Origin of the sequence: Candidatus Accumulibacter contiguus, from assembly GCF_012940005.1 — a bacterium.
GTDB lineage: Bacteria > Pseudomonadota > Gammaproteobacteria > Burkholderiales > Rhodocyclaceae > Accumulibacter > Accumulibacter contiguus.
The window spans coordinates 1-13,222 of sequence record NZ_SPMX01000087.1 but is presented as its reverse complement, the minus strand read 5'-3'; the positions used below and the strand labels follow the sequence as shown (position 1 = coordinate 13,222).

Annotated in this window: 16 protein-coding genes; 2 read left to right on the top strand and 14 right to left on the bottom strand. The window is 65.9% G+C overall.

The genetic code is table 11. The features are described 5' to 3' along the window. The 14 genes from E4Q08_RS21725 to E4Q08_RS21665 all read right to left on the bottom strand — a co-directional run. On the bottom strand, nt 1–206 hold a 206-nt coding region (locus E4Q08_RS21725; protein ID WP_505438048.1), incomplete at its 3' end, for an IS1634 family transposase N-terminal domain-related protein. 109 nt (nt 207–315) lie between these two features. After that, entirely contained in the window at nt 316–1,794 is a 1,479-nt protein-coding gene (locus E4Q08_RS21720) for a baseplate J/gp47 family protein (protein ID WP_169071911.1), read from the bottom strand. After that, on the bottom strand, nt 1,784–2,200 hold the full coding sequence (locus E4Q08_RS21715; protein ID WP_169071910.1) for a hypothetical protein: 417 nt from the start codon (nt 2,198–2,200) through the stop codon (nt 1,784–1,786). Before E4Q08_RS21715 ends, E4Q08_RS21720 begins: the two co-directional genes overlap by 11 nt. Then, on the bottom strand, nt 2,200–2,409 hold the full coding sequence (locus tag E4Q08_RS25145; protein ID WP_248595073.1) for a hypothetical protein: 210 nt from the start codon (nt 2,407–2,409) through the stop codon (nt 2,200–2,202). The genes E4Q08_RS21715 and E4Q08_RS25145 overlap by 1 nt, the downstream gene beginning before the upstream one ends. Beyond that, the gene (locus tag E4Q08_RS21710) at nt 2,409–2,852 is read right to left on the bottom strand and encodes a hypothetical protein (RefSeq protein ID WP_248595072.1); all 444 of its coding nucleotides are present in this window, start codon (nt 2,850–2,852) and stop codon (nt 2,409–2,411) included. The genes E4Q08_RS25145 and E4Q08_RS21710 overlap by 1 nt, the downstream gene beginning before the upstream one ends. Before the next feature lie 3 nt (nt 2,853–2,855). Next, nucleotides 2,856–3,494: a phage baseplate assembly protein V gene (locus E4Q08_RS21705; protein WP_169071909.1), complete on the bottom strand. Its 639-nt coding sequence runs from the start codon at nt 3,492–3,494 to the stop codon at nt 2,856–2,858. 10 nt (nt 3,495–3,504) lie between these two features. Beyond that, on the bottom strand, nt 3,505–4,569 hold the full coding sequence (locus E4Q08_RS21700; RefSeq protein ID WP_034918076.1) for a peptidoglycan-binding domain-containing protein: 1,065 nt from the start codon (nt 4,567–4,569) through the stop codon (nt 3,505–3,507). Next, nucleotides 4,566–5,105: a hypothetical protein gene (locus E4Q08_RS21695; protein WP_169071908.1), complete on the bottom strand. Its 540-nt coding sequence runs from the start codon at nt 5,103–5,105 to the stop codon at nt 4,566–4,568. The genes E4Q08_RS21700 and E4Q08_RS21695 overlap by 4 nt, the downstream gene beginning before the upstream one ends. Before the next feature lie 2 nt (nt 5,106–5,107). After that, nucleotides 5,108–5,989: a hypothetical protein gene (locus E4Q08_RS21690; protein ID WP_169071907.1), complete on the bottom strand. Its 882-nt coding sequence runs from the start codon at nt 5,987–5,989 to the stop codon at nt 5,108–5,110. 1 nt (nt 5,990) lies between these two features. Next, nucleotides 5,991–7,025 (bottom strand): hypothetical protein, encoded by a 1,035-nt coding sequence (locus E4Q08_RS21685; protein WP_169071906.1) that lies wholly within the window; start codon nt 7,023–7,025, stop codon nt 5,991–5,993. 3 nt (nt 7,026–7,028) lie between these two features. Then, the gene (locus E4Q08_RS21680) at nt 7,029–8,348 is read right to left on the bottom strand and encodes a hypothetical protein (protein WP_169071905.1); all 1,320 of its coding nucleotides are present in this window, start codon (nt 8,346–8,348) and stop codon (nt 7,029–7,031) included. Further along, nucleotides 8,349–9,149, bottom strand: coding sequence for a hypothetical protein (locus tag E4Q08_RS21675; protein WP_169071904.1), 801 nt, complete (start codon nt 9,147–9,149; stop codon nt 8,349–8,351). Continuing rightward, entirely contained in the window at nt 9,149–9,541 is a 393-nt protein-coding gene (locus E4Q08_RS21670; RefSeq protein WP_034918061.1) for a hypothetical protein, read from the bottom strand. The genes E4Q08_RS21675 and E4Q08_RS21670 overlap by 1 nt, the downstream gene beginning before the upstream one ends. A 13-nt stretch (nt 9,542–9,554) precedes the next feature. After that, nucleotides 9,555–10,895 carry a phage tail sheath subtilisin-like domain-containing protein gene (locus tag E4Q08_RS21665; RefSeq protein WP_169071903.1) on the bottom strand — a complete coding sequence of 447 codons (1,341 nt, stop codon included), beginning with the start codon at nt 10,893–10,895 and terminating at the stop codon, nt 9,555–9,557. A gap of 336 nt (nt 10,896–11,231) precedes the next feature. On the opposite strand from E4Q08_RS21665, the gene E4Q08_RS21660 reads away from it, so the two are divergent. Both E4Q08_RS21660 and E4Q08_RS21655 read left to right on the top strand, forming a co-directional pair. Beyond that, nucleotides 11,232–12,665, top strand: a complete 1,434-nt coding sequence (locus E4Q08_RS21660; RefSeq protein ID WP_169071902.1) for an alpha/beta hydrolase — start codon at nt 11,232–11,234, stop codon at nt 12,663–12,665. Further along, nucleotides 12,662–13,222: tetratricopeptide repeat protein (locus tag E4Q08_RS21655; protein ID WP_248595071.1), on the top strand; the 561-nt coding region annotated here is incomplete at its 3' end. The genes E4Q08_RS21660 and E4Q08_RS21655, both read left to right, overlap by 4 nt.

Here is a 13,222-nt window from a genome sequence, read left to right as displayed (position 1 = left end):
ACCCCAAAAATCTCGCCGCTGGTCATCTCTCCCGACCAGTCGTCGAATTCGCCCTTCACCAGACGTTCCATGGCGACGATTCGTTCCGGTGCCCAGTTCGTCAGATTGGCGATGGTTCGTGTGCAGACTTTGCCTCCCTCGCGATAGGACTCGCGAAGCAGGATGGCCGGCCTGGACTTTCGGTTGGGGACGCGGGCGATGTACATGCCGACAATAATAGCCAATAGCACATTGTTTGTAAATAGCTATTATTATATTTACATGCCTACATTTTTGCCGATTTTCTGGTTTCTTGCCATGAATCAACGACTTACCTCAAGGGCTCCGGGAAGGTCCGCCCGGATAATCGATCTGTCCCACCAGCAGGCGCTCGCGCTGGCCGAGCTGGTCGGAGTCACCTTCGACGTGGAGCGATTTCGGCTCGCCGCCGGGCTGATGCTTCAGCGTGAAGGCTGTCACCACTCCCGTGCTGCCCGGCGGCAAGGTGGCGACGAGGTCGTCCCAGGTGACGGTCCGCGGCGCCTTGAAAGTATCGAACTGCGCCTTCAGCCAGGCAAGCCAGACCTGTTCTTCACGGGGGTTGAGCGGGCTGCCGAGGCTGACCTCGACCCAGACCTCGAGCAGCGGCGGCTCGAGAACCACGCGCAGCGGTTTGACCCCCAGGTCGAGCGCGGCGCGTTCGTGGGTGCCGATGTCGATGTCGCCGTTGCGCAGCGTGTGGCTCGCGGACACGTCCTGCCATTTCCCGTCCTGTTTGACGAATGGCCGCGGATAGACGCTGCCATCGGCCGACGAACGCAGTTCGTTGACTTCATCGGGAGCGGTGAGAAGGGAACTGACCTTGCTCCAGCGAACACGCGCGCCGGATCCCAGGCTGTCGAAATAGCTTTGCAGCGATCGCTTGATCTGCGCGAGGACGGCTTCTCGGCGCTGCTCCGGGAAATCCTCGTGCAGTACCAGCATCGCCGCGATTTCGATGACCACCTGCTGGCTGCGCTGAACGCTGACCTGGATTCCCGCCGTGCGGACGTTTTCGACCACGGTCTTCGCCTGCTCGAGCAGCGCATCATCGATGTCGTGATCTCCGAGGACGACTTCAATGGTTCCCGGTCTGCGCGGGTCTTCGTGGACCTGGACCTGGGCGATGCCGAGCGTGCGCACCGCCTGTGCGATCGCTGCCGGCGTGCCGACGACCGTTTCCAGCAGCAGGCGGCGCGCCCGCTCGCGCAGCTCGTCGTCGCTTTCCTCGCTTTGCCGCAGTAGCAGGTCGGCGTGGTTGACGACGGTGTCCACGCCCCAGATCGGTCTCGGCATCAGATTCAGCGCGCCTGGCCTGACGGCCTGCCCGCCGGGTTCGAGCGAGCGCACTCGGACGCTGACTTCCTGCTCGCCCCTGGCCAATAGCGAGTCCTCGACCGTTGCGCAGACCGGCGCGCCGCGTCCGCTGACCAGCGTTCCTGAGGGCACCGGGATGTCGGCGGGCGCCGGTTGCGGGCGGCGGAAGGTCACCAGGCCTTCGAGATGTCCGGCGCGCTGGCGGTTCATGCCGAGCAGGGCGACGACGTGGTCGAGCGCGACGCCTTCGGCGGTGTCGAGGAAGCCGTGCTGGTAGACCTTCCTCAGTTGCTGATAGCAGACCGCCAGTTCGCGGGCGAAGGCTTCGGCCAGCGTGCGCACGACGCTGCCCTCGTTGTCGTCGGTCAGCGGAGCGCCGGTGGCGGTGGCGAGCGACTGCAGCAGGTCGCTCGTCAGCGTGGCGAAGTCCTTGCTGTCGAAAGGCGTTTCAGGCGGCATCGAGGCTCACTCCTATCTGCGCGGATTGGCCGTCTCTGGCCCGGACTTCCGCTTCGACATCGACGATACCCGGCGCATCGGAGCGCGACCGGACGACGACGCGAACGACCTCGGCAACGCGTTGGTCGTCGAGCAGCGTCTGGCGAACAAAACGGCGCATCAGTTCGAGATTGGCACGGTCCAGTCTGGCACCGAGCAGTTCGCGGATGCGGCTGCCGTAGCGCGAATGCCCGAGGGATTCGAGTTCTCCCTGGTCGACGAGCAGCCGCAGGGTCAGCGCCTGCACCAGGTTGTCGATGCCAGTGACGGCCGCCGCACCCTTTGCGCCGGTCGCCAGTTCGACGACCGGGCCGTGGCCGGTGTCCTGGAAAACGATCCGCAGATCGGTCTTGAAGATGTCGGCCATCAGATCAGCCTTCCGGGGGCGGTGGTGGCGCCTGGCGAGCAAGCGATTCCCGGCGCCACCTTGGCCTGCGTCAGCAGCAGCGCCAGCGCCTGGGCGATGATTTCGGCGATCGCATCGGCGAGGGCAGGGGCGTCGTGGCCGTGCAGGCCGTTCGCCATCCTGAGCCCGTCGACCAGCGGCTGCAATTGGTTCTTGCTCGGCGCCGGCATTAAATCAGACTCCCGGGAGCGGTGGTGACGAGGCCGCTGATGGCGATTCCGGGGGCGACCTGTACCTGCGCCGTGAACAGCTCGATCGCCTGCGCGAGGCTGCCGGCGATCACTTTCGCCAGGTCGGGGGCGTTCGCGCCGGCGATTCCCTCGCCTTTCAGATCGGCCAGCGCCAGGTTTTCGAGCTGAGCGGCGGTCGGCCCACCGGCGGGCGGTGGCAGCAGACTCCCCGGGCCGACGGTGCTGCCGCTGTTCGCTGGTGGTGGGGCGGACGCCGGGATTCCGGGCAGAACCTCTGCCTGGGTCAGGAACATGGCCAGCGCCTGCGCGGTGGTTTTCGCGAGCGCCCGTGCCAGGCCCGGTGCGTCCCGGCCGTGGATGCCGGCGCTGTCCAGCGTGGAGCGGACGAGGCCTGCGAGTTGGTCGGCGGTCGGTGAGGGCATGGCTCAGCCTTTCGCCTTGACGGTGGTCGACCCGACCAGGGGGGCGCCGGTAAAGTAGCACTTGTGGGTCATGTCGGTAATGACCCCGCCGCCGCCCAGGCCGAGATCGACCTTGCCTTTGGCGTCGATTTCGCAATTGACACATTCGAGCTTGACGTCGCCCTTGACGGTGATCTTCAGGTCGGTCTCGCCGGCGATGTCGACACTGTCGTCCTGGTGCAGAGTCAGCACCGTCTTGCCGGTCGTCAGCACCAGCGCGCCCTGCTTGTCGATGGCCAGCGAGGTCTTGCCGTGCAGCGGCGCTTCGACCCGCCACTCGTTCTCTTCGTGCAGCGGTGGGCGCGCCTGATCGGAGTACAGCCGGCCGACGATCACTGCCCGGTTGGCGTCGCCGCCGACGTAGCTCAGCAGCACCAGATCGCCGACCGCCGGCGCGCTAACCATGCCGACGTGCGGTGTGGCGATCGGCACCTTGCGCAGTTCCAGATCGCCCTCGCGGAGCTTGACGTTGCAGTAGTGGTTGCAGGTGTCGCCTTCGCCGGCATGCGGAAAGACACTGGTGACCACGGCAATGTCGCCAAGTCGCAGGGCGCGCAGCTCGTCGCGGACGACGGCGCGGATGATCGCGATCGGATCGTTCATCCAGGGCTTTCTAGGTCTCGTTCTTCGTGTCGTCGAAGTCCTTCAGGGCGTCGGCATCGAATGACTGCGCACGCTTCAGCGACTTGCTTGCGTGGTTGAGGTGCTGCAGGCCGTTCAGCGTCGGATTGTCGAGTTGGCCGGTGATCGCCAGTCCGTTGATCTTCTGGAAGCGGCGCAGCCGCCGCTGCAGCGTGTCGTCGAAGACCTTGGCGTCGGTCACGGCGGGTTCGACGTAGCCGAGCTTTTCGAGCAGACCGTTGGCCTCGGCGATGTCCTGCCCTGCGACCCCGGGCCTTGTGAAATCGAATTCATAGATCGTTTCGCTATCGAGCTCCGTTCCCCACCGCCCTATGGCCTTGCCCGGGAGATCCGCCGCTGCGGCCGGCCAGATGCGGCGTGTGCCAAGAAAGGCCAGTTCCTGTTCGCCTTGCTTGCTCTTGCCGAGGCCGCGGATGCGCACCGGGTTGTTGAGCGCCATCTGCAGCAGGCGGATCTTGCCTGAGGTCTCCAGGTTGAGATGCACTTCCGTAGTCGCGTCAAGGCCGGCTTCGTCGAGCGGCAGTTGTTCGAGGCACAGCAGACCGTAGAGCTCCTTGCTGATCAGATCGAGGTCTGCCGGGTCGGGAACCTTGTCCACAAAGGTCGTCACATTGTCGATGACGCCGCGCGCTTCGCGCAGCGGGTTGACGACGCCTTTCTGATCGACCGCCTCGGCCAGCGCCTGGGTAAACTCTTCGGTGGTGACGACCTGCAGCATTTCGCCCGATGTTTCGACCAGAGCCTTGGCGGAGTCGGCCTGCTGCAGCAGATCCCGCGCCTGCAGCGTCAGGGAGGCGAGATAGAGCACGGTGAAGGCGAGCGCTTTGTCGACGGCGGGGATGACGGCTTTCGAGATGAAATCGGTGTCGCCCCGGTAGGCACGGATGCGCGCGATGCGCACCCAGCGTGGCGCCTGGCCGGGCCGTTTGGTTCCTTCGAGCGATTCCCGCAGCGATCGCAGCAATTGGGCGACGGTCGCGAAGGGGTTGTCTTGTGGCTCTGCAGCGGGTGCTTGAGAAGGAATGGCTTCGCTCATGGCAGTTGGCCTCCGGTGGTCGATGAGGTGGGAGTGCTGGTGGACGCCTTGGGGTCTTTGACTTCCCCTTTCAGCGCCTTGAGATCGTCTGCCAGAGCAGTCAGGTGCTCGTCGAGCCCGATCAACTCGTTGGGCGTCGGCAGGCTGCCGAGTATGCCCAGCGCTGCCTTGAGGGGGCCGCGTATGTGGACGATCTTGTCCACGATCGGTTGCACCACGCCGTCGCTTTGTCCGCACAGCTTCGCCACCTGGCCCAGGCTCTTGCCGTCGCCGAAGGCATCGAGACTGTCGGCGATCGCCTCGCAGCCAGCGGCGACCTCGGCGGCTTTCTCGAGGGGTTCTTTCAGGTTCGTGGTGGCTTGGGCGAGTCCCTCCAGGATTGTGATCAGGGATTCAATGGCGGCCCTGAGCTGCTTTTCGGCACGCAGTTGGCTGGCGATCTTCGGCGCCTGCCGAGCCGCGTCCGAACTCAACAGTGTCCCGAGACGCGTCGAAAAGTGGTTCAGGTCGGTAAAGACGCTTGCCGAGTCGCTCATCGCTATCCCTCGGAAAGAGACCGGAGTGGCTTCAATGGATCGAAATCAGCGAGATGCTGGAACAGCTTGCCGGCGCTCTCGGCCACTTCCTTCAGCGTCTTGAGGAACTCGAAGCCGTCGCGCAGCGCGCCGAGCAGCGGTGCCACTTGCTTCAGATCGATCCCGGTCAGCTCGCTGAGGAAATCGACGCCTTCGTCGACGCATTTCTGCAACAGGCCGGACAGACCGTCGGCGTCGCGCAGGACTTCGACGAGGTCCTGCGCCTTGGCCAGATCGAACTTGCCGACCGCCTGCAGCACACCACCGAAATCCGAGCCCGTCAGCCGTTCGGCCTGGAGCAGGATGCTTTTGCCGAGATCGGCGCCGCTGAGGTGTTCGAGCAGTTGCGGCTGGTGCAGCAGAGCGGTGGGCAGGCTGGCCGGATCGAGCAGCACGCTCGCTGCCGCCAGACTGCTGCCGGCCCAGGATTCCGCATCTGCTGCGACATCGGCATCGATCCGGCGCTGGAGACGTTCGGCCGGCCCGGGCAGGCGCCTGTATTCACGCAGGCGCAGCGTGTAACGGTAACGATCCGGATAGCCGGCTACCTGACGGACCTGCAGGTCCTCGATGAGAACTTCGGTCAACTCGCTGCCGATCAACACATCGGCGGCGAAGGGCAGGGGTTCGGCGGCGCTTCGCGCTGCGCGCAGTCGTTCGAGCCCGGACAGCGCCGCGGCGCCGAACAGCAGGCCATCGACGAAGACCGTCAGCGGGTCGCGGCCGAGGTCCTGGAAGATGCTGCCGTCCTGGCGTGGAACGTGCTGCTCGACGAGCGTTCGCGACTCCTCGGTGTGGACGTTCTGGACGCCGTTCAGCTCGATCTGACCGATGCGCACCGTCATCTCAGAACTCCATCCGGGTCACGAAACCGCGCCGACGACCGAGAAAGTGGCTGACCTGGCGAACGCGCAAGGAACGGGGTCCCAGCAGCAGGCCGGCGGCGGCATGTCGGGGAGGCACACCGACGAGCCTGACCCGGTCGCCGGGCTGCACGCCGGGTCTGCCGAGGACTTCGATCCGGCCGCGCAGCCAGCGTGCCGCCAGCACCCGCATCTGCGCCTCGGCCACGTGTTGCGCTGCCTCACCGCTGCGAACGGCGCCAAGGGTCAGGCGGCGCGGGGTTTTGCCGGTACGACCGACGGCAACCGCGCCCTGCGCGTCGATTGCCGCCTGGCCGCTGACCCCGGCCAGATCGCTCGCCAGCCAGCAGAACTTGTCGGCACCCTGGCTGCCTGCCGCACCTTCACCGAAAACCTCGACGCTGTCGTGGATCGGCGGCGTCGCCTGGATCTCGATCTGCAGCACATTCGTCGCAAAATCGAAAGCGTGTGCAGCACCGGGTTCGGCAGGGGTGACGAAATGCGCCTTGCCTTTGCTGTCGCCGAACAGGTCTGCGCCGCACCAGTCGGCAAGTTCGAGTACCTGCCGCAAGGCGCCCGGACGGCGGGTCAGCAGGTACGTTGGAAGATTAAAGCCCTTCGTGACGCGGCCGGCGGTGACCCCTGCCCGTTGCAGGACGTCCTTGATCACGAAATCGACGTCGACGTTTTCGTAACTGGCTTCGGTTTCGAGGCAGGCCAGCTTGTGGAGATCGTCATAGGCAGTGACGTGTTGGCCGGTGGTTTCGATGCGCACCGTATCGACCGTCCCGGTGAACACTTGCTGCAGACCGTCGCCAGCATCGAGTTCGACGCGCAGCGGGTCGCCCGCTTGCGGCGCGGGGGCCTCCGGGTCGCCGAACCGCAACTCGCAAACACCACTGGCACCATCCATGCCGAGCCGAACGAGCAAAGACAGCAACTGCCGCTCGTTCCTGGCCGCGTCGCTGCTCGCGGTCTGTCGGCCGATCTCGACGCGGTAGGCCAGCGCAGCGGTCATCGCTCAGATTTCCAGCCCGTGGCGGCGCGCTGACGAACGCAGGACCTCGGTCAGTGCGTCGGCGAGAGCCGTCGGATCGAGGCTCACGCTCGCGTCGTCAGCACGTAGAGCGACCGTGACGTTGAACGTGTTGCGTACCAGGCTGGGTGATTCAATGCGCTCTGACGCGGAAGTGGCGGAAGTATCGAGCCTGGCCTGGGTAAGCCGATAGGCTTGTTCGAGTGAGGGCTCGACGGCACCAGCCAGCCGCCTGGCAGCCGTCTGCAAGTGGTTTCCCGGCCCGGGGGGCTTCGCCGCCTCGGCGGTGGCGAACGATGGTTCGGGGGCCAGGGCCTGCCGGGGGCGGAGAGGAATTGCCAGCGACCGGTGTGAATCCGGCGCCGGGTTGACGGGCTGCGAACGGTCTGCCAAGGATGCGACGGGTGGAGTGACTGCGGCGTCTGTCGGTTGGTGACTATCGCCAGACGGCATCGCAGCCGTGGGTACCTGCGGGTGTTGGTCCGGTCGCAAGGCGTGCGCTTCCGTAGGAGCCGCGGCAGCGTCGTTGCAGGCGGATGAAGCGGGCGATTCGCCGAGCGGGGACGGAGTTTGCCGGGGGCGAAGGGAAATTGCGAACGTCCCGTGTGAATCCGGTTGCGGGCCGAGGGGCTGCAAACGGTGTGGCGAGGCGGCGGCGGGTCGAGCGGTCTCAGCGTCTGGCGTCTGGCGGCCATCGCCGGACAGCATCCTGGCTGCTCGCGTTTCCGGATGTTCGCCAGGTTGGATGGGCCACTCGACCGCTGGAAATTCGGCAGCGTCGTGCTGACCGGAGACAGGGAATGATTCGGCGAGCGGAGCAGGGCGGTTGAAGTGGGGGCGCGTGCTGGCAGGACCCGCCGAGCGATCAGTCCCGACCTGGGGCGAGACGGATTGCGGGGTCGAGGAAGCGAACTGAAAAGCCTGCTCGAAGCGGGTTCCCTGCAGCGCCGTCGGTAGGGCACCTGGCGACAAGCAGCCCGGCTCGGCGCGATCGACCACTCTCTGCGGGAATTCTCCTTGCTCGACAGCCGGCGCACCGGGCTGTACCGAATCGACAGCGCCGCGCAACGGGGCGCTGGAGAAACCCGCAGCAGGTGGTCGCGCGATTGCTCGGCGCGCCGGCTCCGTCCGGTTCAGCGCCGGAAAAGGAAGCGCTGCCGATTCAGACGATCCTCTGTCGGCCGCCTCTTCCAGCCGATCTGCATCGAGTTCCACGCCGAGGAGCGCTTGCGCATCGCGCAACAGCGCTTCCAGCGGCGCCAGCAACTGGCGCTCGATGTCGGCCGAGCGGGCGATGGATGGCATTCAGTCGTCCTCGATCCGAATCACGGTCGCATCCGGGTGATCCGCAAGGCGCGCAACACGGGTCGGCGCGGCGGATTCACTGGCCGCGGTCCGATCGAGCAGGCGCAACAGGCGGTCCATTTCCACCGCCGGCGTCGCCCAGACCTGCGTCGGCGTCCAGCCGAGGGCGCGACACAGCCGGAGCGTGATGCGGTCGGCTTCGGGCGTATCGGGAATGCCATCGGCAAGCTCTTCGGGGGAAACAACGTTCAAGGCGACGACGGCCTCGAGCAGGGAACGCGTCGCGCCGGAATCCAGTTCGTCGAGCGCACGCGCCGGTTCGACGGTGACCACGCTCGTCTCGAGCATTGCCCGCAGGTAAGCGCCGAGATCGAAGCGCTCGCCGTCCGCACCGGCCCTGCGGCATCGCGACATGGCCCGGAAGCGCTCGCCACTGGTCCACGGCCGCAGGTGGAGCCGAACGCCGCCGCAGTCGTACCAGCCGCCACCGAGTGCTGCCGGCGACGTTTCGCCGCCACTCGCCCACCACAGCGCCAGGGGCGCAAAGCGGGTCTGCGCATCCTCGGCAACGCCGCTGTGCGCCAGGACGCGACGGCTGAGCTCGCGTGTATCCAGGGTCAGCCCGTGCGCCGTCGGTACGACGCACTCGTCGAGCGCAGCCAGGTGCTCCCGCAAGGGCCACGGTCGCAAGTCGACTTCTGCTCCGGCGGCTGAGCGCGCGTTCATTGCCTTGTCGAAACCCTGAAAATCGGTCGCGTAAACCAGGCCATCGATGTCGATGACGTGATCCGCTGCCGGCACTATTCTTCGCGAACCCGGGTGGCGCTGAAGGCGTAGGTGGTGACCGCCGTGCCGCCGGCGTCCATGCCGAATGACTTGCCTTCGACGTAGCAATCGTCGAAGGACAGCGTCCGCCGTGGTGCATCGGCAGCCGGGTCCTTCTTCAGATTGGCCACCAGTTGAAAGCTGCTCTGCTGGGCAAGATGCGTGTCGAGAACGAATGTGGCCGATTTGACGACCAGTTCGCCCTGGACGATGCGCAGGCCGAAGCTGACATCCACCCGTTCGCCGCTGCCGACGGCGCGGATATCCTCACGTTCGGTGACGACGCGGAAAGCCAGCGACTGCAGACCTTCGACCGCAGCGCCATCGATCAGAACGCTGCTACGGTTGGCGACAAAGATCGCTGTCATGGCGATTCACTCCTCAGACCTGGACGAAAATGGTGGCGTAGATGAAGTCGATCGCCCGCACCGGCCGCACCGCGATGTCGACCCGCACGATGCCCTGCGCGAAATCGGCCGGCGACGAATGGACATTGGCCGTGAAGGCCGGCTCCTTGCCGTCGGCGGAGCGCACCAGTGCCCCCTCCTTTTCCATCTGGACGAGGAACTCGATCAATTTCTGCTTCAGGGCGCCCCGGCCGTCCTCGCTGTTGAGGCGGCCGATGAACATCTCGCCGAGCATCCGGACGCCGCGTACTGCCCGGTCGGCGATCCGCCGCACGCTGATCTGATCGCCATCGGTGGTGATGCCGCGCAGGACGATGACGCCACGCCCGCGCTGCTCGACGACCGGCACCACCGAACTCGACAGCAGGCTGCCTTGCTCTTCGAGCGGCAGCGCGCGGCTCAGGCTGCCCATTCCGGAGAGGGTCTTGAAGGTTGGCGACTCGAAATAGTCCAGGCTGCCAATGCGACCCGCGACCGCGCCGGCGACGCCATGCGGAGCGAGCAGGACGAAGCGCTCCGAGAGCAGGGCCGGCGCCATTTTCTTCGCGTCGGTGTCGCCTGCGGTCGGAGGAACCTGGCCGAAACCGACACGACCCTGGCTGTTGCTGCTCATCTGATTGCAGTGGGCGATGACCGCGCTGTAGATGCGCGTCACGCTGTCGACATTGCCGAAGTCCTGCACGGCGGCCAGTACCATGTCGACGTCGGACTCGTTGCCCAGGTGCTGCAGGGCATTGACGTAATCGGCCTCACCGGCATCCTTGCCGGCAGCCAGAACATACTCGCCGGCAGCCGGCGCTTCGCCGGGATTGCCGGGTCCGCCGGCACGGATCACGGCAGATGCGGCCTGGAGCGATTCGGCCAGCTTCGTGTGGTCGAGACCGCGATGGACCTCGATCGCATCGCCGACCGGCGGCCTGATTTCCAGATCGAACTTCTCTGCACGATGGCTGACCAGCACGCGGAAACCGTTTGCCCAGGTGCCGGCAGCGCGCGCTTCAAGCTTGAAGGTCTTGCTCTTGCCGATCGCCAGATCGACGCTGGCCTTGCTGGCGACCGAGGACTTCAGCGGCACGATGACCAGTTCGAAGACGCCGTTGGCCAGCGCCTGGCGGGCCTCCGGCAGGCTGTACGCCGAGGCCGCGCCGCAGACCTCGACAAAGCGGCTCCAGCTCGATGCCCGCACGGTATTGCTGTCGGCGGGGACCTCGTTTTCGGTGATTCCGATCAGTCCCAAGACCCCGGAAGGAGACAATTGCGGAGGAACGACCTCCTTGACGACCGTGACTTGTACACCCGGGATGATGCGCGCCATGCTTTTTTCCTCCACTGAGAAACGGGAAACATCGGTGTCAGTTCAGGGGCAAAACAAGCTGCGAAACCGCCGGGCTGGCTTGCTCGCTTTCTCACGGGCCGAGATGGCATGGTAGCGGCGGGATTTGACCCTATTCAAGCACTGGTTACTGCGTGTGTCAACACAGGATTGAAGAGCAGTTCTCCCTGTTGATCAAGGTCTATTGACCATAGCTTGCCGAAAAGACCGGACTGCCGGCGAACACAAGCATCTTGCTCAAGCGCAAAATGAGGTCTTCCAGCGCTGACTGCTCGCGCCAGTCTATTGCCGGCAACAGCAAACACGGAGGGATCAACCATGCGCTTCCTGCGGTCGCTTTGTTTCGGCCTGCTCGTCCTCACCGCGACGGCCGGCTACGCCGACGATACCCTGCTCTGCGTACAGGGCAAGTCCTTCGTTCCGGAACACGAATTCGTCCAGACGCGGCAGTTGCGCTTTACCGCCGACGGGCCGCCGCTGGGCGACCTGCTGCCGCTGCTCGCCGGCCGCGGCGTGCGCGAGAAGCTGTGGCCCGAACTCGCTGCCGATCAGGTGCAGGTGATGCCTTTCGACGCTGCACTCTGCGGCAGCGAACCGACGGCCGAACTGACGCTTCGTTACACCGCCGACGACCTCGCTGTCTTTGAACGGGAACGTAACCGCGGTCCCAGCGAGCAGCCGCGCCTGCGCAGCGCCGAGGCGAAACCGGCCGCCGCCCGTACGGCACCACCCGGGACGCCCGACAACGCCCGGCGGCACGACTGGGTTCGCCTCTACTTCGCAACCAGCCGCCGCGCGACCGGCGCCGACAGCGCCGCGCAGGCCTTCGGCAAGGAACGCAGCGACCGCGTCAGCCTCGGCGCCGTCGAGGTGTCGATTCCCTTCGATCACCGCTGGGCGAGGCTCGAAAGCCCGTCGCTGCTGCGCCTCGAGTGGGATGCCAACCCGCAGCGGCACGTCGTCCTCGCGCCCGCGCTGACGCGCCTGGAGGCGAAGGACTGGCAAGCCGAGATCGCACGCCGGGCCGGCGCTTTCGACAAACCCGGCGTGCTGCTCTTCGTGCACGGTTACCAGAACTCGTTCGCCGACGCCGCCAAGCGCGCCGCGCAACTGGCCTACGACCTGGCCTTCACCGGGCCGACGGTGCTCTTCAGTTGGCCCTCGGATGGAGAATTGCTGGCCTACGTCCGCGATGAGGAGGACGCACGCAACGCTTGGCGGCAGATGGCCGACCTGCTCGACCAGCTCAGCCGTCTCGGCCCCGGCGTGCCGGTGTACGTGATCGCGCACAGCATGGGCAACCGCATCCTCACGCAGGGCCTCGCCGAACTGCTGCGCCGCCGCCCCGACGCCGAACGCGCTTTCCGGCAGGTGATCCTCGCCTCGCCCGACATCGGCCGCGAGGAATTCCGCCAGCGCTGGGTGCACGACCTGGCGACCGCGAGCGTGCCGCGCTTCACCCTCTACGCCTCCGACCAGGACCTGCCGGTCGCGCTTTCCGCCTGGCTGCACGGCGAACCCCGCCTCGGCGCCGGTGGCGCCAACATCGTCGTGTTCAACCGACTCGATTCGATCGACGCGAGCGCCATCACCCGCGAGTGGTTCGGCCTCAGCCACAGCTACTTCGGCGACAACGACAGCGTGCTGAGCGACCTCTTCGTGCTGATCCATCAGGGCACCGAGCCGGATAAACGGCCGCGGCTTCGCGCGGTCAGCGGGGGCAAAGGGAAGTATTGGGAGTTCCGGCGATGAAGGCGAAGTACCTGATGATCGCCGCGATCGTGATCGCGGCGAGTGGGCTGCCGGTGGAAGGAGTGCGGGCGCAGAGCGCGGACTTGAGCGTTCAGGTCGCTGAGCTTTATCGGCAAGGGCGTTATCGGGAAGCGATCCCGATCGCGACGCGAGCGCTACAGCAGGACGAGGCACAGTTTGGCATCGAGCACCCGAGTACCGCCACCAGTCTCAGCCACCTGGCGAGTCTATACCAATCGATGGGCCGCTACGAAGACGCGCTGCCCTTGTACCGCCGGGCTCTGGCGATCCGTGAAAAGGTGCTCGGGCCCGAGCATCCCGATACCGCCACCAGCCTCGACAGACTGGCGTGGCTGTACCAATCGCTGGGCCGTTACGAAGACGCTGCCCGTCCGCCGTTCGAGCTGGTTGCGCTGGGCGTCGTGTTCGACAACTTCGCTGCCGTTCGCCGTGATCTTGTTGCCCTTGACGAGTTCATCGAGCTCGCGCCGACGGTATTCATACTCGCGCCACTCGGTGGCCACACGTTCGAGATCACGCCGGTATTGCTCTTCCTC

What these genes read in the sequence shown, in the direction of transcription:
- E4Q08_RS21720 (WP_169071911.1), bottom strand. Translation starts at nt 1,794, where the DNA reads ATGCCGCCTGAAACGCCTTTCGACAGCAAGGACTTCGCCACGCTGACG.
- E4Q08_RS21715 (WP_169071910.1), bottom strand. Translation starts at nt 2,200, where the DNA reads ATGGCCGACATCTTCAAGACCGATCTGCGGATCGTTTTCCAGGACACC.
- E4Q08_RS25145 (WP_248595073.1), bottom strand. Translation starts at nt 2,409, where the DNA reads ATGCCGGCGCCGAGCAAGAACCAATTGCAGCCGCTGGTCGACGGGCTC.
- E4Q08_RS21710 (WP_248595072.1), bottom strand. Translation starts at nt 2,852, where the DNA reads ATGCCCTCACCGACCGCCGACCAACTCGCAGGCCTCGTCCGCTCCACG.
- E4Q08_RS21705 (WP_169071909.1), bottom strand. Translation starts at nt 3,494, where the DNA reads ATGAACGATCCGATCGCGATCATCCGCGCCGTCGTCCGCGACGAGCTG.
- E4Q08_RS21700 (WP_034918076.1), bottom strand. Translation starts at nt 4,569, where the DNA reads ATGAGCGAAGCCATTCCTTCTCAAGCACCCGCTGCAGAGCCACAAGAC.
- E4Q08_RS21695 (WP_169071908.1), bottom strand. Translation starts at nt 5,105, where the DNA reads ATGAGCGACTCGGCAAGCGTCTTTACCGACCTGAACCACTTTTCGACG.
- E4Q08_RS21690 (WP_169071907.1), bottom strand. Translation starts at nt 5,989, where the DNA reads ATGACGGTGCGCATCGGTCAGATCGAGCTGAACGGCGTCCAGAACGTC.
- E4Q08_RS21685 (WP_169071906.1), bottom strand. Translation starts at nt 7,025, where the DNA reads ATGACCGCTGCGCTGGCCTACCGCGTCGAGATCGGCCGACAGACCGCG.
- E4Q08_RS21680 (WP_169071905.1), bottom strand. Translation starts at nt 8,348, where the DNA reads ATGCCATCCATCGCCCGCTCGGCCGACATCGAGCGCCAGTTGCTGGCG.
- E4Q08_RS21670 (WP_034918061.1), bottom strand. Translation starts at nt 9,541, where the DNA reads ATGACAGCGATCTTTGTCGCCAACCGTAGCAGCGTTCTGATCGATGGC.
- E4Q08_RS21665 (WP_169071903.1), bottom strand. Translation starts at nt 10,895, where the DNA reads ATGGCGCGCATCATCCCGGGTGTACAAGTCACGGTCGTCAAGGAGGTC.
- E4Q08_RS21660 (WP_169071902.1), top strand. Translation starts at nt 11,232, where the DNA reads ATGCGCTTCCTGCGGTCGCTTTGTTTCGGCCTGCTCGTCCTCACCGCG.